At 43.8% G+C, this 23,095-nt stretch carries 24 protein-coding genes; 12 read left to right on the forward strand and 12 right to left on the reverse strand.

The window, feature by feature from the left end:
* Positions 1 to 37: 37 nt before the first annotated feature.
* Both FHW88_RS13710 and FHW88_RS13715 read right to left on the reverse strand, forming a co-directional pair.
* Positions 38 to 391: an MmcQ/YjbR family DNA-binding protein gene (locus FHW88_RS13710; protein WP_090532493.1), complete on the reverse strand. Its 354-nt coding sequence runs from the start codon at positions 389 to 391 to the stop codon at positions 38 to 40.
* Positions 388 to 1,140, reverse strand: a complete 753-nt coding sequence (locus tag FHW88_RS13715) for a hypothetical protein (protein WP_176626101.1) — start codon at positions 1,138 to 1,140, stop codon at positions 388 to 390. Before FHW88_RS13715 ends, FHW88_RS13710 begins: the two co-directional genes overlap by 4 nt.
* Positions 1,141 to 1,218: 78 nt before the next feature.
* Between FHW88_RS13715 and pepT the strand changes: the two genes are divergently transcribed.
* Both pepT and FHW88_RS13725 read left to right on the forward strand, forming a co-directional pair.
* Positions 1,219 to 2,469, forward strand: coding sequence for a peptidase T (pepT, locus tag FHW88_RS13720; RefSeq protein ID WP_176626103.1), 1,251 nt, complete (start codon positions 1,219 to 1,221; stop codon positions 2,467 to 2,469).
* A gap of 41 nt (positions 2,470 to 2,510) precedes the next feature.
* Positions 2,511 to 3,005, forward strand: coding sequence for a GNAT family N-acetyltransferase (locus FHW88_RS13725; RefSeq protein WP_176626104.1), 495 nt, complete (start codon positions 2,511 to 2,513; stop codon positions 3,003 to 3,005).
* Between the two features lie 7 nt (positions 3,006 to 3,012).
* Here FHW88_RS13725 and FHW88_RS13730 read toward each other — a convergent pair whose 3' ends face one another.
* From FHW88_RS13730 to FHW88_RS13740, 3 genes are read right to left on the reverse strand one after another with little or no spacing between them, the layout of a single operon-like run.
* Positions 3,013 to 3,204 carry a hypothetical protein gene (locus tag FHW88_RS13730; RefSeq protein WP_091169281.1) on the reverse strand — a complete coding sequence of 64 codons (192 nt, stop codon included), beginning with the start codon at positions 3,202 to 3,204 and terminating at the stop codon, positions 3,013 to 3,015.
* Positions 3,194 to 3,706: a zeta toxin family protein gene (locus FHW88_RS13735; RefSeq protein WP_255485330.1), complete on the reverse strand. Its 513-nt coding sequence runs from the start codon at positions 3,704 to 3,706 to the stop codon at positions 3,194 to 3,196. The genes FHW88_RS13730 and FHW88_RS13735 overlap by 11 nt, the downstream gene beginning before the upstream one ends.
* Positions 3,707 to 3,748: 42 nt before the next feature.
* A complete protein-coding gene (locus tag FHW88_RS13740; protein WP_176626106.1) occupies positions 3,749 to 4,288 on the reverse strand; it encodes a GNAT family N-acetyltransferase in 540 nt (179 codons plus the stop codon).
* A gap of 70 nt (positions 4,289 to 4,358) precedes the next feature.
* Here FHW88_RS13740 and FHW88_RS13745 point away from each other — a divergent pair, with 70 nt between their 5' ends.
* The 3 genes from FHW88_RS13745 to FHW88_RS13755 all read left to right on the forward strand — a co-directional run bounded on the left by FHW88_RS13745 (position 4,359) and on the right by FHW88_RS13755 (position 8,066).
* On the forward strand, positions 4,359 to 6,719 hold the full coding sequence (locus FHW88_RS13745) for a prolyl oligopeptidase family serine peptidase (protein ID WP_176626108.1): 2,361 nt from the start codon (positions 4,359 to 4,361) through the stop codon (positions 6,717 to 6,719).
* Between the two features lie 125 nt (positions 6,720 to 6,844).
* On the forward strand, positions 6,845 to 7,426 hold the full coding sequence (locus FHW88_RS13750; protein ID WP_176626110.1) for a hypothetical protein: 582 nt from the start codon (positions 6,845 to 6,847) through the stop codon (positions 7,424 to 7,426).
* A gap of 79 nt (positions 7,427 to 7,505) precedes the next feature.
* Positions 7,506 to 8,066, forward strand: a complete 561-nt coding sequence (locus FHW88_RS13755) for a suppressor of fused domain protein (protein ID WP_090532508.1) — start codon at positions 7,506 to 7,508, stop codon at positions 8,064 to 8,066.
* Between the two features lie 33 nt (positions 8,067 to 8,099).
* Here the strand turns inward: FHW88_RS13755 and FHW88_RS13760 are convergent, their stop codons facing one another.
* A complete protein-coding gene (locus FHW88_RS13760; RefSeq protein ID WP_229701673.1) occupies positions 8,100 to 8,705 on the reverse strand; it encodes a murein L,D-transpeptidase catalytic domain-containing protein in 606 nt (201 codons plus the stop codon).
* A gap of 66 nt (positions 8,706 to 8,771) precedes the next feature.
* On the opposite strand from FHW88_RS13760, the gene FHW88_RS13765 reads away from it, so the two are divergent.
* From FHW88_RS13765 to infB, 4 genes are all read left to right on the forward strand, one after another.
* Positions 8,772 to 9,197, forward strand: coding sequence for a hypothetical protein (locus FHW88_RS13765; RefSeq protein ID WP_176626112.1), 426 nt, complete (start codon positions 8,772 to 8,774; stop codon positions 9,195 to 9,197).
* A 126-nt stretch (positions 9,198 to 9,323) separates the two neighbouring features.
* Positions 9,324 to 9,788 (forward strand): ribosome assembly cofactor RimP, encoded by a 465-nt coding sequence (gene rimP / locus FHW88_RS13770; RefSeq protein WP_176626114.1) that lies wholly within the window; start codon positions 9,324 to 9,326, stop codon positions 9,786 to 9,788.
* Between the two features lie 3 nt (positions 9,789 to 9,791).
* The gene (gene nusA, locus FHW88_RS13775) at positions 9,792 to 11,027 is read left to right on the forward strand and encodes a transcription termination factor NusA (protein WP_090532515.1); all 1,236 of its coding nucleotides are present in this window, start codon (positions 9,792 to 9,794) and stop codon (positions 11,025 to 11,027) included.
* Between the two features lie 60 nt (positions 11,028 to 11,087).
* Complete coding sequence (gene infB / locus FHW88_RS13780; protein ID WP_176626116.1) at positions 11,088 to 14,192, forward strand: translation initiation factor IF-2; 3,105 nt, start codon at positions 11,088 to 11,090, stop codon at positions 14,190 to 14,192.
* A 183-nt stretch (positions 14,193 to 14,375) separates the two neighbouring features.
* Here the strand turns inward: infB and FHW88_RS13785 are convergent, their stop codons facing one another.
* Positions 14,376 to 14,783 (reverse strand): hypothetical protein, encoded by a 408-nt coding sequence (locus tag FHW88_RS13785; RefSeq protein WP_090532520.1) that lies wholly within the window; start codon positions 14,781 to 14,783, stop codon positions 14,376 to 14,378.
* 201 nt (positions 14,784 to 14,984) lie between these two features.
* Between FHW88_RS13785 and FHW88_RS13790 the strand changes: the two genes are divergently transcribed.
* The 3 genes from FHW88_RS13790 to FHW88_RS13800 all read left to right on the forward strand — a co-directional run bounded on the left by FHW88_RS13790 (position 14,985) and on the right by FHW88_RS13800 (position 18,731).
* Entirely contained in the window at positions 14,985 to 16,550 is a 1,566-nt protein-coding gene (locus FHW88_RS13790; protein WP_176626117.1) for a M28 family metallopeptidase, read from the forward strand.
* Positions 16,551 to 16,777: 227 nt separating this feature from the next.
* Entirely contained in the window at positions 16,778 to 17,347 is a 570-nt protein-coding gene (locus FHW88_RS13795; protein ID WP_176626119.1) for an RNA polymerase sigma factor, read from the forward strand.
* 16 nt (positions 17,348 to 17,363) lie between these two features.
* Positions 17,364 to 18,731: a carboxypeptidase-like regulatory domain-containing protein gene (locus FHW88_RS13800; protein ID WP_176626121.1), complete on the forward strand. Its 1,368-nt coding sequence runs from the start codon at positions 17,364 to 17,366 to the stop codon at positions 18,729 to 18,731.
* Positions 18,732 to 18,801: 70 nt separating this feature from the next.
* Here the strand turns inward: FHW88_RS13800 and FHW88_RS13805 are convergent, their stop codons facing one another.
* Genes FHW88_RS13805 through FHW88_RS13825 form a run of 5 tightly spaced genes read right to left on the reverse strand, consistent with a single transcriptional unit; the run spans position 18,802 to position 23,077 of the window.
* Entirely contained in the window at positions 18,802 to 19,539 is a 738-nt protein-coding gene (locus FHW88_RS13805; protein ID WP_176626123.1) for a DUF4197 domain-containing protein, read from the reverse strand.
* Positions 19,540 to 19,573: 34 nt separating this feature from the next.
* On the reverse strand, positions 19,574 to 20,584 hold the full coding sequence (locus FHW88_RS13810) for an inorganic phosphate transporter (RefSeq protein WP_090532528.1): 1,011 nt from the start codon (positions 20,582 to 20,584) through the stop codon (positions 19,574 to 19,576).
* A 21-nt stretch (positions 20,585 to 20,605) separates the two neighbouring features.
* Entirely contained in the window at positions 20,606 to 21,256 is a 651-nt protein-coding gene (locus tag FHW88_RS13815; protein ID WP_090532530.1) for a DUF47 domain-containing protein, read from the reverse strand.
* A gap of 48 nt (positions 21,257 to 21,304) precedes the next feature.
* Positions 21,305 to 22,369 (reverse strand): sensor histidine kinase, encoded by a 1,065-nt coding sequence (locus FHW88_RS13820; RefSeq protein ID WP_091169237.1) that lies wholly within the window; start codon positions 22,367 to 22,369, stop codon positions 21,305 to 21,307.
* A 9-nt stretch (positions 22,370 to 22,378) separates the two neighbouring features.
* On the reverse strand, positions 22,379 to 23,077 hold the full coding sequence (locus FHW88_RS13825; protein WP_176626125.1) for a methyltransferase domain-containing protein: 699 nt from the start codon (positions 23,075 to 23,077) through the stop codon (positions 22,379 to 22,381).
* Between the last annotated feature and the right edge of the window lie 18 nt (positions 23,078 to 23,095).

Here is a 23,095-nt window from a genome sequence, read left to right on the forward strand (position 1 = left end):
GTTCCTGAAACAAGTTCAGGATGACGGGAGGACCGTTTTATAATACAGCTATCTCCGCCTGCACTTTCTTAGGCAGGCTTTTAACCACTTCATTGTATGAGTGGTCAATCATTTCGCAGAGTTGTTTACGGCTGAGGGAACCGTTCATTTGCACGGTGTTCCACATTTTTTTATTCATGTGGTAACCGGGCTGCACTTCGGGATGGCGTTCGCGGAGTTCAACAGCCCATTCAGGATCGCATTTAACATTGAACCTGTCGCCGGTTTGTAAACCGGTTAACAGAAAGATCTTTTCGGCAATTTTAAAAACCAGGGTATCCTCACCAAAAGGGAAACCTTCGGTCGCGCCCGGTTTTTGCAAACAATAATCACGCAGTTCTTCTATATTCATCGTCTGAAGTTTCTGACCAACTTGGTATAGGATACCGTATTGCCAAAATTATATTTAAAACCGATGCTATATTGAACAAACTGGTCGGCCGCGTTGTTTTTGAAAATCTGAGGGTTGTCATTGTATCCGTCAAGCCCTTCGCCAAAAGTATAGCTATGCTGTATACCCAATGTTATGGTGTAACCTACCTGGTCATAGTCATCGTAAATCTTAAATTCATAACCAAACCTTATCGGTATCATCAGGTTAGTACTTTTATCTTTCCCCTCGAAACCTCTTGTTTCGCCAACCGGCCCATTATTTTCATATCCTGGCGGGTTTGAACGCTGCACAAAAGCCATTTTGTTTTTTATCGCACCGATGCCCGATCCTATATAAAAGTTTTTAAGTACGTTTAAAACACTACTGTTATCGTAATCAATTATTTCTCCCATCTGCAAATCAGCACGAAGGGCAAGTGCCAGGAAATTATTTTTTGATTTACGGCCAAATTGATCCGTGGCTGGAGTAAGCCCTCCGCCTTCAATGGTCCCAAAATGAAAATCGAGGGCTATCGGTACATACGGGCTGTAGTTATAGGTTAAGTTAAGCGTGCCGCCCGGGTGCCAAACCTGCTTTTTAAGGTCATCATAACCGCGTGCGTAATTGACACCTCCGCCAAAACCCCATTCATAATAGTTGTAACCACTTTGGGCTTCAGCCATAAACGTGACGAAAGCCAAAACAAAAAGTAGAAAATATTTTTTCAATGTATAATTTTAATCAATATTTACAACTGGAGATGGCATTAACCACCGCCTAAATTTCCCCTAATATAAAAGCTTTATATGAATTTTAACTCATTCATTAAGTTCACAGTAGCCGAACGCTTCTTGCGCTACGTTACCATTGATACGCAATCAGACCCTTCTTCGGTTTCATTTCCATCAACAGAAAAGCAAAAAGATCTTGGCCGGCTACTGGTTGATGAACTGTTGGCTATGGGTATAGCCGACGCTCATTTGGATAAGTACGGTTATGTTTATGCTACTATTCCGTCAAATACTGATAAAAGGGTACCCGTAATTTGCTTTTGCTCGCATATGGATACCGCGCCCGATTGCAGCGGAAAAGATGTAAAACCAATTGTACATAAAAATTACCAGGGCCAGGATTTAATATTGCCCGATGATAACACCCAGGTGATCCGCATGGCCGAGCATACCGATCTGAAGAACCAGTTGGGTAACGATGTTATTACAGCCAGCGGTACCACGCTGCTCGGCGCCGATAATAAAGCCGGTGTGGCCGAAATAATGGATGCCTGCTACCAGCTCATCAGCCATCCCGAAATAAAACATGGCGATATCCGGATCCTGTTTACGCCCGACGAAGAAGTTGGCCATGGTGTTGACCATGTGGATATTGCCAAATTGGGTGCCTTTGCCGCTTATACTATGGATGGAGAAAGCGCGGGTAATATGGAGAATGAAACTTTTTCGGCCGATGGCGCAAGGCTTACCATAAATGGTGTAAGCTCACATCCGGGATTTGCAAAAGGCAAAATGGAAAGCGCCATTAAAATTGCCGGACAAATTATTGCCGCCCTGCCTGATGAACTTTCGCCGGAACATACTGAAGGAATGCAGGGCTTTGTGCATCCGGTAGGTATGGAAGGGCATGTGGAAACCGCTTCTATCGATTTTATTATCCGGGATTTTGATGAAAGTAAACTCGCAGATCATGTTGATGTTATCCGCCAAACTGCTGCTGATGTATTGAAGAAATTTCCGGGCTCAACGTTTGATATTGCCGTGAGCCAACAATACCGCAATATGAAAGGTGTGCTTGATCAGCATCCGCAAATTGTTGATTATGCCATGGAGGCCATAAACCGCACGGGCTTAACCGCTAAGTTATGCAGTATCCGCGGCGGTACCGATGGTTCACGGCTTTCGTTCATGGGCTTGCCTTGCCCTAACATTTTTGCCGGCGAACATGCTTTTCACAGCCGGCACGAGTGGGTATCGGTACAGGATATGCAAAAAGCGGTTGAAACCATTTTGCACCTGTGCATGATCTGGGAAGAAAGAAGTTAAGACATACGACTTTTCTTAATAACACAAAACTAAATTTGAAGATGTATACAATACGTAAAGCCACTATAAATGATGTGGAAACCATCCGTGATATAGCCGATAAAACATGGTGGGTAACCTACAGCCCCATCCTTGAACATGAACAGATTGCCTTTATGTTGAGCGGGATCTATTCGGCAGATAAGGTCAGCGAACAAATTCAGAAAAATCAGCAAACTTACCTGTTACTGGAGGAAGAAGGCAATCCGGTGGCATTTGCAGCCTATTCGCCCCGCGAGGAAAACCCGGAGGTTTATAAGCTGCACAAGCTATACTGCCTGCCGCAAACCCAGGGCAAAGGCTATGGAAAGGTATTGATTAACGAGGTGGCCCAAAAAACTAAAGATGCCGGTAAGAAAACGCTGGAACTTAACGTCAACAGGCACAACAACGCCAAATCATTCTATGAAAAAATGGGGTTTACCATAGCCTATGAAGAGGATATAGCCATTGGTAAATACTGGATGAACGATTATGTAATGAGAAAGGAATTATAAGTGATTGCTATTTGGCGGGAAGGGTTTTTAAAAGCTCTTTTGCTGGCACCGCTTTGAAACTGCCGTCTTTATCTCCAATGATAAGGCTCTCGTTGTTGGCAGCGGCAGTTTCAACCAGCTTACGGTTCGCCCGCTTCATGCCTTCAAGCACCTTCGCCTCTAACTCATCCATGCCCATTTTTTGTGCTTTAGTTGTCATTTGCCTGATCTAAAATTACTTTCCAAACGTCGGATTTTATTATTGTTTCTTCTAACGACCCGAAACCTCTTGCCACCACCAGGGAGCCCGTATTTATATTATTTATTACAACCCATTTATCACAAAGAGGTATATACAAAGATACCAAATTTCTTATTCCCCGGTAATATCTCCGTTCTATTACATCGGCAGGGATATTATGGCCTCCTTTACTTACTCGTTTAGCTACTCGTTCCTTTGCCATTTCAGGAGAACTTAACCAAAAAAACAATAAAGTAACTTCGTATCCTTTTTGCCGGGCTCTTTTAACCAAAGATACATAACTCCGGGTTGAAAGCGTTGTTTCAAAGGCAAAGTCAACTCCCCGGTTCAGCAAATCTTCAATCCGCTGCAGCATGATCCGGCCGGCTTCGAATACAACACTTTCCGGATTGAAGGGAGATAGTCCCGCCGCGATGTTATCTGCATTTACAAACTCATTACAGTTAAGCAATTCGGGCAAAACTGTATACCGGCACCGTTACAACCTGCTATGATATACAAATTAGGCATCCTGTGAATTTAGTTGTTCATCCTTAAAAATAGCATACATATATTTATCCATCACCTCGCCATTTTTAATAACTGACCTTCGTAGTACGGCCTCCTGAATATAGCCTGCTTTTTCGAGCACCCGTATGGATGCCGTGTTTCTATTATACACACCGGCTTCTAAACGCAATAGCGAAAAATGTTCAAAAGCATAAGTGGTTACCAGTTTTACAGCCTCGGTTGCTAAGCCCTTTCCCCAATGTTCTTCACCAAGCCAATAGCCTATTTCGGCGGTTATGCGGCTTTCGTCGGTAAAAAGTTCAACACCAATGCCGCCGCAGGCTTCACCGTTAACTACTATGGCAAAGTTGGTTAAAGGTTGCTGATTTTGGGCCAGGTTTACCCAAAACAGGGCATCCTCCATAGTATAAGGGTACGGGAACCTGTCGCGCAAAAAAGCCGATACTTTAGGGTTATCCGCATGCTTTTGAAGTGATGCTTCATCGCCCTGTTGCCACGCCCTCAATAAAAATCCGTTGCCCTGTAGTTCCATTTTGTAACAATAAAATGCTTAAAAATAACAATCATTAGCCAAACTGTTAAATTGCATGCTTTATTGAGATATGAAAAAACTGTTAGGCTTATTGTTCCTGATCCCGGCAACGGGCGCCTTTGCCCAAAAGCTGGATACCCTTAGCATCGAAAAAATTATGCGCGACCCTAAATGGATCGGGGTTTCGCCCTCCAATATCAACTGGGCTAACGATAGTAAAAAGATCTATTTTAAATGGGATGATGACGCTTCGGGCAATACCCGGTTATATTCAGTTAGCCCCGGCGACAACAAGGTACAAAAAGTTAGCATTGCCGAGCAGCGCGATCTGGCAGCCGGTTACGGCGAATGGAACAAAAAGCATAGCCAAAAGGTATTCAGTAAAAACGGCGATTTATTTTTATACGATGTAAAAGCCAACAAAACCACCCGGCTAACAAATACCGTAGCGCAGGAAGACAGCCCTGTTTTCAGCGGTGATGAAACAAAGATCATTTACAAAGAAGATAATAATCTCTTTGCCCTGAACCTGAATGGCGGCACCCTGGTACAGCTCACCAATTTTGTACGGACAGCAAGCGATAAAAAAAGTAAGGATAAACCCGGCGAGCAGGAACAATGGCTCAAAAAACAACAGCTTGAGTTGTTTGAGATCATCAAAAAGGAAGCAAAAGACGATAAAAAAGATTCAACAGAAACAGCATTGCTTAAGCCCGACAAGCTGAAAGAGATTGCCTATGGCGATAAAAGACTGAGCGCTGTACAGATCAGTCCGGATGGCAGGTTTATCACCTATCGCCTTACCAAACGCGCCGATGGCGTTCAAAACGCGATTGTACCTAATTATGTTACCGCATCGGGTTTCACCGAGGATATTCCGAACCGTTCAAAGGTAGGCCGGCCATCGTCAACATCAGAGACTTTTATTTACGATAAACGCCGGGAAGCAGTTTACCCGGTTATTACATCAGAGATCCCCGGCATTAAAGACCTGCCCGACTATTTAAAAGATTATCCCGATGAATTAAAAGCCCGTCAAAAGGAAAACGCCGACAGGCAGGTAAATATCGATGGCGTTTTATGGAATCAAAGCGGCAGCAATGCCGTGGTCATTATCTCAGCACAGGATAATAAAGACTGCTGGATCATGCGCTTAGACCCGGTAAGCGGTAAACTAAGCCTGCTTGACCGTCAGCGGGATGAGGCCTGGATTGGCGGCCCCGGCATTGATGATCCCGGAAATGCAGGTTTTATTGATGATAACCATTTTTATTACCAGAGCGAAGCAAGCGGTTACTCGCATATTTATGTGGTTGATGTAACCAGCGGCGCCAAAAAACAACTCACCAGCGGCAAATGGGAAGTGCAGACTTTGCAGCTAAGCCAGGATAAAAAGACGTTTTATTTTACCGCCAATATCGATCACCCGGGCATTACCCATTTTTACAGGATCCCGGTTAGCGGTGGCATCCCCGTTAAAATTACCGGCATGAAGGGCGGCAACGAGGTAACACTTTCGCCCGATGAAAAGTGGCTGGCTATCCGCTATTCTTATTCAAACAGGCCCTGGGAGCTATATATCCAGGCCAATAAACCCGGTGCAAAGGCGGTAAAAATAACCAACTCCGTTTCGGCCGAATACTTGTCGTATCCATGGCGCGACCCGGAGATCATCTCTTTTAAAAACCGCTACGGTACCGATGTTTATGCTCGCCTGTATCAGCCTAAAAAGCAAGATCCTGCAAAACCGGCTGTGGTTTTTGTACATGGCGCGGGATACCTGCAAAACGTTACCTATTCGTGGAGTTACTATTTCCGCGAGTACATGTTCAATAACATGCTTGCCGATAATGGCTACACTGTGCTGGACATTGACTACACAGCAAGCGCGGGCTATGGCCGGGATTTCCGAACAGGGATCTATCGCCACATGGGAGGCAAAGACCTCACCGACCAGGTTGACGGCGTAAAATTGCTGGTTGAAAAATATGGTGTTAACCCGAAGCATGTCGGTTTGTACGGCGGTTCATACGGTGGTTTCATCACACTTATGGGTATGTTTACTGAACCGGATGTTTTCGCGGCAGGCGGCGCCATACGCTCCGTTACCGACTGGGCGCATTATAACCATGAATATACTTCGAACATCCTTAATGAACCTTTTACCGATGAACAGGCCTATCGCAAAAGTTCGCCTATTTATTTTGCCAACGGCTTAAAAGGCAACCTGCTGATGCTGCATGGCATGATAGACCAGAATGTAAACTACCAGGATATTATCCGCCTGACTCAAAAACTGATAGAGTTGCACAAAGAAAACTGGGAGCTGGCCTCGTACCCTGTAGAAGACCACGGCTTTGAACAACCCAGCAGTTGGGCCGATGAGTATAAACGGATTTATAAATTATTTGAGGTGACGTTGAAGAAGTAGAGTAATTAAGAGGAGCAGCAAAAGGGGACAAGCGGGAGACGCGATGCGGCAATCGCATGCTTTACCGGCTATATACCAAAACGCCCGCAAGTCAAGCCAAGTTATAAGCTAAAAATCAATCATTTATGAAAAAGGTATCCGTTTTACTCGCACTGTTTCTTTTTTCCTGTTCACAGCCAATACAAAAACCATCAAAATTGGTAAAAACACCAACTTTGTATCCAGCGAGAAACTATTCAAGCAAACTTTATGATGAGCCTTTTTTTAAAGAAGAACATTTCAGCTATGTAATTAACAGGCAAACGAAAGATACATCAAAACGTAATTACACATCAGAAACGACAGTTATTGAAGGTAAAGTCAGGCAATATTTCAGAAATTGCGAAGTGACGCTCGATAAAAATGCTCTTGTTTTTCAATTGACGGACACTCCTTTTTCTGATGGCCGCTATGAATTGAAATTTGTTAAATCCCCAGGTGTATTTGAAGCCAAATACAATCAACCTTTTTCAATTACTGATAGCTCATACAAAAAACCTGTTTTTAAAGTGATAGATAAAAACGTTGTTCTTGATAAAGACACCTACGTAAAGGGTGAGCTTTTGAGGGGTAAGTTTTCTTTTCAGATCGCTGCGTCGCATTTGTGGGAAAGCAAATACTCGGATACAATATCTGTGTACGGATTTGTAAAAACTATTGTAAAGTAGCCTTATTCTGCATTCGTCTGAAAACAAGTACAATACAATAAATAACCTAAATTCATTATAAGTATAATGGGGTTACAAGATGAGCATTTACAACAAACTGATAAAAGAGCATTATATATCAAATTGGGGAAGCAATTATGAAGAGAAGATATGGACAACGGGGCCTATCAATGAACTTGATAATCCGCTTACAATTTTAGAATTTAAACCAACTGTCAAGAGGAAAATGTGGACTTACGCAACATGTGGCATGTCTACATTTTCGCATGAAAAACCTGTCGAACTACATTTATTTTCCGCCATTCAGGATAGTTCTATTTTAGAATTGTTAACAAGTGTAGTTTATTTCCATAATGTTAATCAAAATCTCAATTTAGGGCATACGGTTAATTTTGGAAGGCCATGGCAGGAAAATTCAGAGTGCAGCTACGGTTTAATTTCTTTACCTTATTTAGATGGACCTGATCTTGAATTGTTTGATCCTGGCAATAACCATAAAACAATATTTTTTTATTGGCTTATCCCTATAACATTACGAGAACGGAACTATAAAATGCAAAATGGGCTGGACGCTTTAGAAGAAAAATTAGAAGAAAGCCAGTTTAATTATATTGACAGTGAAAGGAGGAGTGTAATTTAACCCCGCGACCGTGTCCCTCGGTCGCAAATTATGTTATTGATATATCCACATCAACACATGCTTCTTTTGTTTCTTCAACAAAGCATCTACAATTTTCATGGTATTATTTGATATAGCCGGACAGCCCCAGCCTTCTGGTGTCCCTTTAGGGTAAACTTCAGTTTCGGCTACCTGTTCCCATGAATGAAAAACGATCTGCCTTGCTAAAGCGTTATTATTGGTTGCTTCCAATCCGGTGAGGTAATACTTTACGTGGATTCCCCAGGCGCTGTAGGCCCGCCCATCTATTTGATACTTACCGGGAGCAGTACAATGGCTGCCATCTAGGTTACTGAACGCAGGTTTGTCTTTCGACCATTCACCACTCCAGGGGTTACGGCCGCAGCCATGGCTCACCAGTCCGGAAACCAGCACATCGTTTTTCCTGAAATCCCATACCATAAAACGTTTAACACCCGATGGCAGGGCCATATCAATTAAAATACAATAGCGGGTGTTGTAGCCACGTTGCCGGCAAAACGCCAGGCTTTGTTTGGCTTTTTCTTTAACACGGTTAAGGTCTGCCCGAGGTGCATCCGCGTATGTTTTAATACAGCAAAAAAATATTGAGAAAAGCGGGAATAAAAATCTCAGTTTCAATTGTGTCAGGTTTTGTGTTGTAAACAGAAATATCTGCTTTTTATTACAATAAACCTATCTTGTGAAATGAAAAAACTTTTGCCTCTGTTACTCCTGCTGTTGTTTTTATTCAGTTGTGCCGAAAAATCAACCAAAATGCCGGTAACCATTAAGACAGTTAATAACGGAAAAGCATTGCAGATAACCGGTTTCGATCCGGCCATCATTAACGAGATCAGCCGTGACTCATCGGCGACAGCCTGGGAAACGCTGATGGCTGTTTACCGCATGCCTGCCGATACCTCTATGCGAAACCTGCAGCCCGCACAGCCGGGGCGTTATGCCGTTCATAACAATGTAGTTGTTTTTACACCCGATACGGCCTTTAGCACACAGCAAACGTATTTTTTTCGTTACTATGATTTCAGTGCCGGCGGTACGCTGACCGATTTGATAAAAAGCCGCAGCAAACCCGGTACCTTGCACTATACAGATTTGATTTTTAAGCAATAAACTACCTATATGCTTGAAAATTTAATATTTTTGATTATATTTGCAACCGTTAATAAAAGAGGGGGCAATTAGTCCCCTCTTTTATTTTATCAATCAAAATTATTCTGTCAAAAACACCGGTGGGTAATGAATATTGAAAAAAGGGTAAAAGAACTGGTAGAAGAGAAGATAGCAGACAAGCCGAACCTGTTTATAGTGGATATTAAAATGCACCCGAACGGGAAGCTGATCATTCTGCTTGATGGCGATAACGGTATCGGTATTGATGAATGTGTACAGGTAAGCAGGCATGTCGGCTTCCATCTGGAAGAGGAAAACGTGATTGAAACCGCTTATAACCTGGAGGTTTCATCGCCGGGTATTGATTATCCGCTGTCGTCGCCAAGGCAATACGCCAAAAATGTTGGCCGTAACCTCGGCATTAAAATGAAAGATGGGGCTAAACGCGAAGGCACATTAACCGGCCTTACAGAGGATGCCATCACCATTGAAGAAAAAGTAAAAGAAAAAGGGAAAAAAGCGCAGGTTATAGAAAGCGTTATCCCAATGGACCAAATAACAGAAACAAAGGTTTTAATATCATTTAAGTAAAAAATGAGCAATATTAATTTAATTGATTCTTTTCAGGAATTTAAAGATTTCAAGAACATTGACCGCCCTACCATGATGAGCGTACTGGAAGACGTTTTCAGAAGCATGATCAGGAAAAAGTACGGTACGGACGAAAATTGCGACGTAATTGTGAACACCGACAACGGTGACTTAGAGATCTGGCGTACACGTAAAGTTATGGAAGATGGCTTTAGCGAAGATGATGACCTGGAGATAGAACTTGCCGAAGCACACCTGTATGACGCCGACCTTGAAGTTGGTGATGACTATATTGAACAGATCACTTTAGAAAGCTTTGGCCGCCGTGCTATTTTAGCCGCCCGCCAAACGCTGGTATCAAAAATTCTGGAATTAGAGAAAGACGAGATCTTCAAAAAATATAAAGACCGCGTAGGTGAAATTGTTACAGGCGAGGTTTACCAGGTTTGGAAAAAAGAAACTTTGGTTCTTGATGATGAAGGCAACGAGCTGTTACTGCCAAAAACAGAGCAGATCCCGGCAGACTACTTTAAAAAGGGCGATAGCGTTAAAGCTGTTGTATCAAAGGTAGATATGCTGAACAGTAACCCTAAGATCATCATTTCACGTACAGCGCCTGAGTTTTTACAGCGCTTGTTTGAGCTTGAAGTGCCGGAAATTTTTGATGGCTTAATTACCATCAAGAAGATTGTACGCGAACCGGGCGAACGTGCTAAAGTTGCCGTTGAATCATATGACGACCGTATCGATCCGGTTGGTGCCTGCGTAGGTATGAAAGGTTCTCGGATCCACGGTATAGTACGTGAGTTAAAAAATGAAAATATCGACGTTATTAACTTTACCAACAACGTTCAGCTATATATTCAACGTGCATTGTCGCCTGCCAAAATCACTTCTATTAAATTAGATGATGAGAAAAAAACAGCTGCTGTGTATTTAAAACCCGACCAGGTATCATTAGCTATCGGTCGTGGCGGGCACAACATTAAGCTGGCAGGAAAATTGACAGGCTACGAAATTGATGTTTACCGTGAGGCTGATGAGCATGACGAGGATGTGGACATTGAAGAATTTTCTGACGAGATTGAAGGCTGGATCATTGATGAATTTAAACGTATTGGTTTAGATACGGCAAAATCAGTACTGGCCTTAACCGTTGGTGAATTGGTAAAACGTACCGATTTAGAGGAAGAAACAGTAAAAGAAGTGCTATCAATATTGAATGCGGAGTTTGAATAAGCGGAATAAGCAAATTAAAATCGTATTTTTGCACTAAATAAGCAGAGAAAGTAATATTAAATGTCAGAAGACAAATCCATAAAATTAATTAAAGCAGTAAAAGAACTGAACATTGGCATGGGTACCCTTGTCGATTATTTAGCTACCAAAGGATACAAGGTTGACAAGCATCCTATGGCCAAGCTGGATAATGACATGTACAATGCCCTGTTAAAGGAATTTGCTGTTGACAAAAGTATTAAGGAGGAAGCTAAGCAGATCAGTATCGGAAAGATAAGGAAAGAAGAGCCTGCTGCACAGTTTCCTGAAAAGCCGGTTGAGAACCGCCGTTCGCGCGATTTTGAGAACGAAGAGATACTGATCAAGAATACAGGGCACTTTGCACAGCCGCAGGTTGAAAAACCAAAACCGGCCGAGCCTGCTCCGGCAGCGCAAGCCCCTGCACGTTCTGATGAGCGCAATGACGTATTACCTGGTGTTAAGGTGGTTGGAAAAATTGACCTTAACAACCTGAATGCTAAGCCACAGGCGGAGAAGCCTGCGGAAAAACCAGCGGAAGTAGTTGTTAAACAACCCGAGCCAGTTGCACAGGCACCTGCGCCAACACCGGCTCCGGCACCTGCCGAGCCAAAAGTTGAAGCGCCACAGCCGGTAGCCCCGGTTGTGCCCGAACCACCAAAGGTTGAAACGCCAAAACCGGCAGCTCCGGTTGCCGAAGCACCTAAAGCTGAAGAGCCTAAAGCGCCTGTTGCTGAAAAAGCACCGGTTGCAACACCTCCGGCTGCTCCCGAAACTCCGGCTGCACCAGTAGCTGATGACAGCCAGGAGCCAGACGTGATCCGTGCTAAAGCCGAGCGTTTAACAGGGCCAAACATTATTGGTAAGATCCAGTTGCCGGTTAACGCGCCAAAACGCAACCCGGTAGCTTCATCATCAAATTCAAATAATAACTCGGCCGATCACAAACGCAAACGTAAGCGTAAAGATAACCAGGGCAACCCGCAGCAAGGCGGCGGTAATCATCCGCATGGCCAGCAGGGCGGTGGTGGCAATCACCCGCAACAAGGTCAACAGCCCAGCGGTGGTGGTACCATTAATCCTAACCGCCCGGATTTCAGGAACCGTACACATGGAGCACCCGGAAACAGCGGGCCAGGTCAGGGCCAGGGAGGTCATGGCGGTGGTAACCGCCCGGATTTCAGGAACAACCGCAATAATCCGCCTCAACATACAGGACCGAAGGAAGAACCTTCAGAAAAAGACATACAAGACCAGATCAAGGCTACACTTGCACGCTTAAGCGGTGCGGGTAAGTCGGGCAAGTTCGCACAGCGCGCTAAATTCCGTCGTCAAAAACGTGATGACGTTGCTGCAAGTGCCGAAGAACTGGCAATGGAACAGGAACTGCAATCAAAAGTATTGAAGGTTACCGAGTTCGTAACGGCAAATGAGCTGGCAAGCATGATGGATGTATCTGTAACGCAGATTATATCTACCTGTATGAGCCTGGGCATGTTTGTTTCCATAAACCAAAGGCTTGATGCCGAAACACTTTCAATTGTGGCCGATGAGTTTGGCTACCAGGTTGAATTTGTGAAGCCGCAGGATGAGGAAGCCAACCTTGACCAGCCTGATGATCCGGCCGACCTAGTGACACGTGCACCAATCGTAACCATTATGGGCCACGTTGACCATGGTAAAACCTCATTGCTCGACTTTATACGTAAAACCAACGTAATAGGCGGCGAAGCGGGTGGTATAACCCAGCACATTGGTGCTTACGAAGTAACATTGCCTGATAACAAAGGAAAGATCACCTTCCTGGATACGCCGGGTCACGAAGCGTTTACCGCGATGCGTGCAAGGGGTGCACAGGTAACGGATATTGTAATTATAGTGATAGCTGCCGATGACAGCGTGATGCCGCAAACCCGCGAGGCCATAAACCACGCGCAGGCTGCAGGTGCACCAATCATCTTCGCCTTTAATAAAATTGATAAGCCGGGTGCCAATGCCGATAAGGTAAGGGAACAGTTATCGGCCATGAATATTTTGGTTGAAGAGTGGGGCGGTAAATACCAGTCGCAGGAAATTTCGGCCAAAACAGGCTTGAATGTCGACCTGCTGCTTGAGAAAGTATTGCTTGAGGCCGAATTGCTTGAACTGAAAGCTAACCCTAACAAACGCGCCGTAGGTACTGTTATTGAAGCAGCTTTAGATAAAGGCCGTGGTATTGTTACCACCATCCTGGTACAGGCAGGCCGCTTAAAAGTAGGTGATCCGATACTGGCAGGCTGCTACAGCGGTCGTGTTAAAGCGTTAACCAACGAGCGTGGCCAGCGTGTAGATTCGGCAGGACCGTCAACACCTGTACAGGTGTTGGGTATGCAGGGTGCACCAACCGCGGGCGATAAGTTCAATGCGCTTGAAAGTGAAGTTGAGGCACGTGAAATTGCCAACAAACGCCTGCAATTGCAACGTGAACAAGGCTTACGTACCCAGAAACACATCACTCTTGATGAGATCGGCCGTCGTTTAGCAGTGGGTAACTTCAAGGAGCTTAACATCATTGTTAAAGGTGACGTGGATGGTTCTATCGAGGCCCTGTCAGATTCATTGCTGAAATTGTCTACCGAGCAGATCCAGGTGAACATCATCTCGAAAGCAGTAGGTCAGATCTCCGAATCAGACGTATTGCTGGCATCGGCATCTGACGCGATCATCATCGGTTTCCAGGTACGCCCTTCAGGCGGTGCCCGTAAACTGGCCGAAGCAGAGCAGATTGATATCAGGCTGTACTCTATCATCTACGACGCGATCAACGAAATCAAAGCGGCGATGGAAGGCATGCTTGCACCAACCTTTGAAGAAAAAATCGTGGCTAACGTTGAGATCCGCGAAACCTTCAAGATCAGCAAAGTGGGTACTATTGCAGGTTGTATGGTATTGGATGGTAAAATTAACCGTAACAGCAAGATCCGCATCATCCGCGATGGCGTGGTGATCTACACAGGCGAACTGGCTTCACTGAAACGCTTTAAAGATGACGTGAAAGAAGTAAGCGCAGGTTACGAGTGCGGTTTGAACATCAACAACTTTAACAACATTGAAGTAGGCGATATTGTTGAAGCGTACGAAAATGTGGAAGTAAAACGCAAGCTGTAATTAAGTAAATCAGCTTTATAATATCCAAGGGCTTATCTGAACAGATGAGCCCTTTTTTGTTGGGGCTTTCTCACAAAGCGGAGACTTACGAAGTTTTTGAAACTTCGTAAGTCTGTATTCTCAGAGGAGGACTCCGGGACTGGTCGAGTTTTGGCTGTCCTTGAGCCTCGATCCGTTAATAAATTATCGACAATTGGCATTTGATGTCATAATAATATTTCCTAAGCTATCGGTTTTGAACGTAGCGGAGAAAGCCCCTCTATCATAGCCCATATGTTTACGTAGTTTATAAGCGCATTTTGGCTTGAGTTTTAAATCAAAATCATTAATGACCTCTCCATTAAAGTCCATTTGAGCAGCAAGTCCAAGATTCTTTTTATTGAAGTATATAACAGATTCGGAACTCCGTAGCGTTACACTGCTTGAATCATCTTCCAGTGACATCTCATTTAAGCTCTCCCCATTGCATGAAACTATAGCATCTTTTTTAACGTCAATATAAAAACCACTTGACTTTGCACAGGAAGCAAGTGAGAGAGTCGTATATAAAGCACAGCCAAGCATTACTTTACAACTTCTTCCTTTTATCATAATTATTTCTTTGGTGGGGAATCAATTATTTATAATCACTTAAGTTACTAAAACTTTCGTCATAAATTTAACCATTAACTGAAGATTAACTTGGACCAGCTAACTTAATCCCCGTGTAACAACTTTGTTAACACAATATATTCCCAATTTTAATTTATAATAAATAGGTTTGTTATTAACTGATCTTATTATTTATTGTATATGAAATTAAAACTACTCTTTTCGTGTTTAATTACGGCAGGTATTGCAGTACCGTCGTTTGCACAGGAACCTGTTGATGCGGCAATGGTTCAAAAAATAAGGGAAGAAGGCCTTAACCATTCAAAGGTAATGGAAACGGCTTTTTATCTTACAGATGTTTCGGGCCCAAGGCTTGCCAATTCTCCGGGCTTAAAGCGCGCCCAAAACTGGGCTGTTAATCAGCTTAAAACCTGGGGCATGGCCAACTCTAAGTTGGAAGCCTGGGGTAAATTTGGCAAAGGCTGGGAGGTTCAAAAAAACTATGCAGCTATCACGGTTCCTTACTATCATGCAATTATCGCCATCCCTAAAGCATGGACACCGGGTACAAATGGCTTGATCAAAGGCGAAGTGATGATAATCAAAGCCGATTCGGCAGCAGAGCTTGAGCAATACAAAGGTAAGCTGGCCGGCAAAATCGTGATATTTGATACTAAAGCACCAACAGAACGTACCTGGAAAGTGGATGCCGCCCGTTATACCGATGAGGAACTTACCGAAATGGCCAACGCGAAAGCTACGCCGGCCGGCCCGCGCAGGAACGCTGTAGACCCCAACGCCGCCCAAATGGCTGCATTCCGTAAATTACGTGCATTCAGGACTGCATTAAGCCAATTTTTGGTTGATGAAAAAGCTGGCTTGGTGTTAAGCCAGGCCCGCGGTACTGATGGTACTGTGTTTACCACCAACGGCGCTTCATACGCCGATACCGCAAAAGCGGTAGCACCCGAGCTTGAAACCAGCAGCGAAGATTACCAGCGCATTTTGCGCCTTATAAAAGGTGGCCAGCCGGTACAACTGGAAGCTGATATTAAAACCCAATTCATTACCGACGACCTGCAGGGCTATGATGTAGTCGCTGAAATTCCCGGAACGGATAAAAAGCTGAAAGACCAGGTAGTAATGCTTGGCGGCCACCTTGATTCATGGCATGCCGCTACCGGTGCTACCGATAATGCAGCGGGCAGCGCAGTAATGCTGGAGGCCATGCGTATTTTAAAAGCGATTAACTTTAAACCCAAACGCACCATTCGCATAGCTTTATGGAGTTCGGAAGAGCAGGGCTTATTTGGGTCCCGTGGATATGTGGCCAATCATTTTGGCGATCCTAAGACCATGGAACTGAAGCCAGAACAAGCAAAGCTTTCAGCCTATTACAACCTTGATAATGGAACCGGCAAAATCCGCGGAGTGTATTTGCAGGGAGATTCGGCAGCGGCACCTATCTTTAAAGCATGGCTTGAGCCATTTAAGGACCTTGCCGCTACTACACTTACCATTCGTAACACAGGCGGTACCGACCACCTGTCGTTTGATGCTGTAGGCATTCCGGGCTTCCAGTTTATTCAGGATGCCATAGATTACGGTACCCGTACACACCATAGCAACCAGGACACTTACGATCGCCTTATTGAAGACGACCTGAAACAAGCCGCTACCATTATTGCTTCATTTGTTTACCATACGGCACAACGCGCCGAAATGATCCCGCGCAAAGAGCTGCCAAAGCCACAACCGGCAAGGTAAAACTGTTACGATATTTATAGAAAAGCGATGCTCCCGAGCATCGCTTTTTTTGTTTGTGCTTTATGCTATTGTTATTCCAGCCTTGACTTAGTGTATCCATGGTCTATAACAGGAATGAACCAATCCATATAAAAACACCTCATTATTAGCTTATTTTCCTTAAATAGAATGGTCCGCAGGCAGTTAATTTCCATAAACCATTTTAATAAATTAATTTTGTATGTTTAATGAGCCTATTTATAAAACCCCAAAAACTAGGGAAATCAACAGACGAAGAACTACTTAGTGATTATCGCGCAAGCGGTAACCTAACAGTTTTGGGCAGCTTATATGAAAGATATATGCCCCTTGTTTATGGCGTTTGCCTTAAATATCTGAAAGATGAAGAACTGGCCAAAGATGCGGTAATGGGCATTTTTGAGGAGCTGGTTGATAAGGTTAAAAAGCATGAGATTAACCAGTTCAGGAGTTGGGTGTATGTACTTGGGCGCAATTATTGCTTGATGCAGTTACGGAGTGGTAAAAAGATGGAGTTGGTTAATTTAGATGAAGTTGTGGAATTTACCCCCTTTTTGCATCCTGAGGATAATAACAGGGAAGAGGCTTTGAAAGCTTTGGAGCACTGCATAGCAGGGTTAACCGGCGGACAAAAACAAAGTATCCACCTGTTTTATTTAAAAGAGAAGTGTTATAAAGAAATTGCCGGGATAACAGGATATACTTTAAATGAGGTAAAGAGTTATATCCAAAACGGTAAGAGGAATTTGAAAATTTGCCTCGAACGGAACAGTGCATAGTAAAAAGGCAAATATATTGCAAATACAGAAGTATCTCAACGGAGAGCTTGATGCCCGTGCTATGCATAAGCTGGAAATGGAGGCACTAAACGACCCTTTTTTGATGGATGCATTGGAAGGATATGAAAACATGGGGACAAGTCAACAGTTAAACCTTGCTGACCTTACCTCAAGACTGCGGCAGCGTACCGGAGAAAATAAAGGCCGTGTAATACCGTGGACCGTTTGGCCCATAGCGGCTTCGGTTTTAATAACGCTAAGTTTGGGAGGCCTTTATCTTAACAGATCTCCTAAATCCGAATTGCAAAGTAATAACATAACAGGAAACAAAAATTCTATTCCGCCCGTGGTAGCTGCCGCCGATACCGTAAAGACCGGCGATACAGTTAAAAAAGCGAATGCCAATACGCCCATACAGGCCCCATCAGTTGCAGTAAATAAAAAACCAAGACGGACAAAGCAATCGGCTAATGCGCTTTATCAGCAGGAAATTTCCGCTGGCGACAATAAAACAGCTTCGAATGATGTTGCGCCTCCTGTGGGCAGCAATCCTTTAGCAGTACCGGCAACTCCGCCCGCTGCTGCTAAAGATAAAGTTGTTTTGAAAGAAGAAGGCAATTTAAGTGAGCGGATAGTAGCAGGATACACAGCTCCAATTGCAAAAAAAGATACAGTAAGCCAGGATGTGATAGCATTAAGAGCGAATACTACCGTAGCTAAATCAAAAGCCCCGCTGCAATTTAAATTACCCGGAAAGGTTGACGGCGTTACATCTTCGCCAGCAACTATTTTTGGCAGCAATAAAGCGGCGGCACAATCATTATACATTGCCGGTACTATTATTTCGAGAGATGACGGCTCGCCTTTAATTGGTGCGGCAATCAGGATCAAAGGCACCAACCGGAGCACGGTAACTGACGTTAACGGAAAATTCGCACTTAGTTCGCCGGGAGATAAGGCGACGCTTGATGTGGTTTATATTGGTTATGAGCCGAGGCAGGTTAACGCCACACGCGGCGATAGCATTAAAGTAGCGCTTAAGCCAGATTCCAGGGCCCTTAGCGAGGTGGTTGTAACTAAAAAAGACGATGACAACGGTGAGGTAAGTGTCACCGCGGCACATCCGCAACTGGGCTGGGGCAGCCTGAAAAAATATTTACAAACTAATGCCGTACTGCCTGATGGTACTGCCGGCACCGTGACCGTAACATTTACGGTATTCCCGAGCGGCATCACAGATGAGTTTAGTATTAAAAAAGGCCTGAATGAAGCGGCCGATCAAAAAGCCATAGAGCTTATAAAGAATGGCCCCTCATGGGTTGGCAGTACTAACAACAAACCCGAAGTTGTTACTGTAAAGGTTAAATTCCAAAAGCAAAAATAATATGCCCAATAAAAAGGCTGCGTTGAATAAGATTCGACGCAGCCTTTTTGTATTTCTTTTTCTATCTATTTTATTGTCCGGTAGTTTTTTTCCTATCAGCAAAAGCGAATACTTTTTGCAATAAAGGCGTTGTACGCGCACCAAGATTTTGACGAATGTTAAGCTCTTCTTTGGCTATCTCTACAAATAAGCCGTCGATGGCTTTTTGGGTCACATAATCGCTGATATCAGGATTAAGCTTTGATACAAACGGAACTTTGTTGTAGGCTTGTGCCGCGTCAGTATAGTATTTGGTAGCGTTCACTTTATTTAAACTGCCCTGGATAACAGGTTTAAACTGCAGGCTTAGCTTCGCGGTAGTAGTACGTTTAAAGTATTGTGTTGCCGCATCCTGGCTGCCCAATAAAATATTGGTAACATCCTGCAGGGTCATTTGCTTAATAGCATCAATAAAAATAGGTTTTGCCTGTTTTGCAGCATCTTCGGCTGCGCGGTTAAGCGAAAGGATTACATTATCGCAAAGGGTGTTCAGGCCAAGCCCGCGTAAGGTTCTCTCAGCCTTTTGCGCTTCGGGCGGAAAAAGGATCTTGATAGCGGCATTGCCAAAAAATCCGTTAACTGCCGATAGTTGATCCGAGCTTTTACCTGTGCCTATTTCAAGGGCCTGTTTTAAACCGTTGCCTATTTCAAGCGACGTTGGTGTTCCCTGGTTTTGAATAGTGGCATTAGCTACCTGGTTTAGCGTATCACAGCTGGTAAATGTAATTAAAGCTATTAAGACGGGGATAATGAGTAGTCTTGTTTTCATAGTAGTAAAACTAACAAAATTACTACCGGTTTGTTTAGGCAAAGAAATGTAATAATGCAAATACACCGGCGGCAATCAGTGCCGAAATAGGTATGGTAATGATCCAGGCCCAAACCAGGTTAATGGTTACGCCCCAGCGCACGGCCGATACTCGTTTAGTTAAACCCACACCTATAATTGAGCCGGTAATAGTATGTGTTGTTGAAACCGGAATCCCGAAACGCTCGGTAATAAACAGGGTGATAGCACCAGCAGTTTCGGCACTTACACCTTCAAGCGGGGTAACCTTGGTTATTTTTGAGCCCATGGTTTTAACGATCTTCCAACCACCCGACATGGTGCCTGCAGCAATAGCTGAGTAACAAGCTAAAGGGATCCACTCCGGCATTACTGAGCCTGGCTTTATCACTTTTGAAGCAATAAGGCTTACGTACAGGATCCCCATTACTTTTTGAGCATCGTTACCACCGTGAGCAAAACTCAGAGCTGCCGACGATACTAACTGCATGCGTTTAAACCAGCGCTCGGCAGTGGCTGGTCTGGCAGCTTTGCACAGGTGGAGTATTAAAATGGTTACAACATAAGCTATAATTAAACCAATAAACGGGGCAAGTACGATGTAGGCAACGATTTTAAGCACATATTGCATTTCAACAGCATGCAGGGCGTTGGCGCCCATATAAAGTGCATTAGTCATACCTGCACCTGCAAAGCCCCCAATAAGGGTATGCGACGAGCTTGACGGGATTCCGAACCACCATGTAAACAGGTTCCAGGTGATGGCGGCTACCAAACCAGCCAGGATCACATGCAGGGTAACATAGTGCTCCAATACAATTTTAGATACGGTATTGGCAACCTTATGATCTTTTATAAAAAAGTAAGCTGCAAAGTTGAATACCGCGGCCATTAACACTGCCTGAAACGGTGTTAATACTTTGGTAGATACAATGGTAGCTATAGAGTTTGCGGCATCATGAAAGCCATTGGTGTAATCAAACAACAGGGCGAGTACAACAATAACTACAAGTAGGGAAGTAACCATTTAGCTGGGGATAAGATTTACTTAAGCGTTTTTAACTAAGATTGACTCCATAACATTAGCTGCGTCTTCGCACATATCGGTAGCGGTTTCAAGAGCGGCTAATATTTCTTTGTATTTGATAAGGCGGATAGCATCTTTTTCATACAGGAACAAGTCGGCTACAGCGCGGTCAAAAACATAATCGGCCTGGTTTTCAACACTGTTTATCCTGATGCATGAATCGGCGATATTACGCACATTCCTAAGGTCTTTCAGTTCTTTTACAGCTTTTTCCAAATCAACACTGGCCTGCAGTATCAGGTCAGATAGCTTACGGATATGCTCATTCAAATCATCTATCCTGTACAGGCTCATGCGGTTGGCCGCACCCTGTATATAGTCGGCCACATCATCAATAGCTGTTGCAAGGGCATGGATATCTTCACGGTCAAAAGGCGTAATGAAGTTTTTGCCAAGCTCCAGGTAAATCTGGTGAGTATATTCGTCGCCTTTGTTTTCAAGCTTGTCAATCTGTTTATATAAATCCTCGCGGGTTGCAGGGTTGTTTGAGTTAACTGCTTCAACCAGTATGGTAGCCATAGCTACAACATTGGCCGCGGCTTGTTCAAACAGCGGGAAGAATATTTTTTTATCCTTGGGTACAAAATACTGGAATATACTGTTTAGCGACATAGTGATTTGAAATTGGTGTAAAGGTACAGTTAGTATGTTAAATTATTGTTAACTTTTTAACACAGGTAAATTCGGGAAAGGAATGGTTTGCTTGGCCCTTGCCAAGGTAAAACCAAAGGTTGAACCAAGCCCTTCTGTACTGCGCACATTGATGGTTTGCTGATGGGCTTCAATAATATGCTTTACAATAGCAAGCCCCAGCCCGGAGCCACCAATTTGCCTTGAACGGCTGCTGTCTGTACGAAAAAAACGCTCAAATAACCTTGGCAAAAACTTTTCTTCAATACCTATACCATCGTCGGTAACTTCAACCAAAACCTGGTCGTGCAGTACAAAAAGGCTTACCGAAGTGCTGCCTTCTTCTTTACCGTACTTAAACGAATTATCTATCAGGTTCACGAGCACCTGTCTTATTTTTTCCCTGTCGGCATTCACCACAATAGGCTCATCATACTTTTGCTTAAATATAAGTTTGATGTGGTACTGCTTGCCTTTGATCTCCAATGATTCAAAAACCTCTTTGATCAGGTCGTTGATCTTGAATTTAGTATAATTGATAGGCATCTCGCCCGATTCAAGTTTGGAAATTTCATCAAGGTCTTTGATCAGGTAACTTAGCCGGTCAACATTTTTTGAAGCTTTTTCCAAAAACTGGCGGGCCATTTCCTTGTCGTCAAAATCATCATCCTGCAAGGCTTCAATGTAACCCTGGATAGCAAATAACGGGGTTTTAAACTCGTGCGAGATATTGGATAAAAAATCACGGCGAAATTTTTCCTGTTTGCGAAGTTCGTCTATCTCGGTCTTTTTCTGTTTGGCCCATTCCTTTACCTCCTGCTCTACATCGGCAATGGGATTGGCGCTTACATGTTCGCCAAGGGCATCCCTGAGGTCGCGGCCTAATTTCAGGTTATGGATCAGTTTATAAATTAACTTGATACGGGAGTAAATATATTTTTCGATGAGGTAGTAAAAAACGAAGTAACTTACACCAAGGGCCACCGAGAAAGTAACCATTACATCGTACCATTTATGCTGAAAATAAAAATTAACGGCCGAGAGCGTAATTGCCACGCCAAGCGAGGTTGTTAAAACCAGTACACGCAAATTCATAGCGTAAAGCTACGATTTATAGATGATTAACTCCCACCTGAAAGGCCAGCGCCATGTTAATTTAAAGTTATCAATTTGTGCTTTTTTCAATAATGCCAACAATTCGTGCCTTTTAAAACCGCGCTTAACCGAAAGCGGACCATCGTTACGGGCCATGGCATTACGGGTAAAAACACGGGTTATAAACACTATGGCATGGTATAAAAGCCAGTGACGGTGCAGGTCGGTAATGATAATTCCTTTTTGTGCCGATGTGTGCATATTTTGAATAAGCGTTATCCAGCGTTCATCATCAAAATGATGAGTGAACAAACTGCATATAATTATATCGGCCGGTTTAATGAGGTATACCTCGTCAATAACATCGGCCCGGGTAAAGCTGATGTTTTTATATCCGGAGGCCTGTTGCCGTGCGTAATTTACTGCCGTTGGCGCTGCATCAATACCGTTTAGTTTAAGGTGTATTTTCTTTTCTTCAGCCCATTTTGCAATAGCTATCAAGGCATCGCCCCCGCCACACCCCCAATCGCTTACCGCATAATTATTACTTACCGCAAATTTTTTCAATGCGTTGATGATGCTTTTATGGCCACCGAATAGCGCGTTCATCTTCCCCAGGCCTTCAAGCACAGGGGTTATTTCGGCTGATGGGAGATCAAAATCATCCATGATCTCCAGCATATCGGTACGGTAACTTAAATCGGGCATATAATATATACGCCTGAA

It is taken from the genome of Mucilaginibacter sp. SG538B (assembly GCF_013376065.1).
GTDB lineage: Bacteria > Bacteroidota > Bacteroidia > Sphingobacteriales > Sphingobacteriaceae > Mucilaginibacter > Mucilaginibacter rubeus.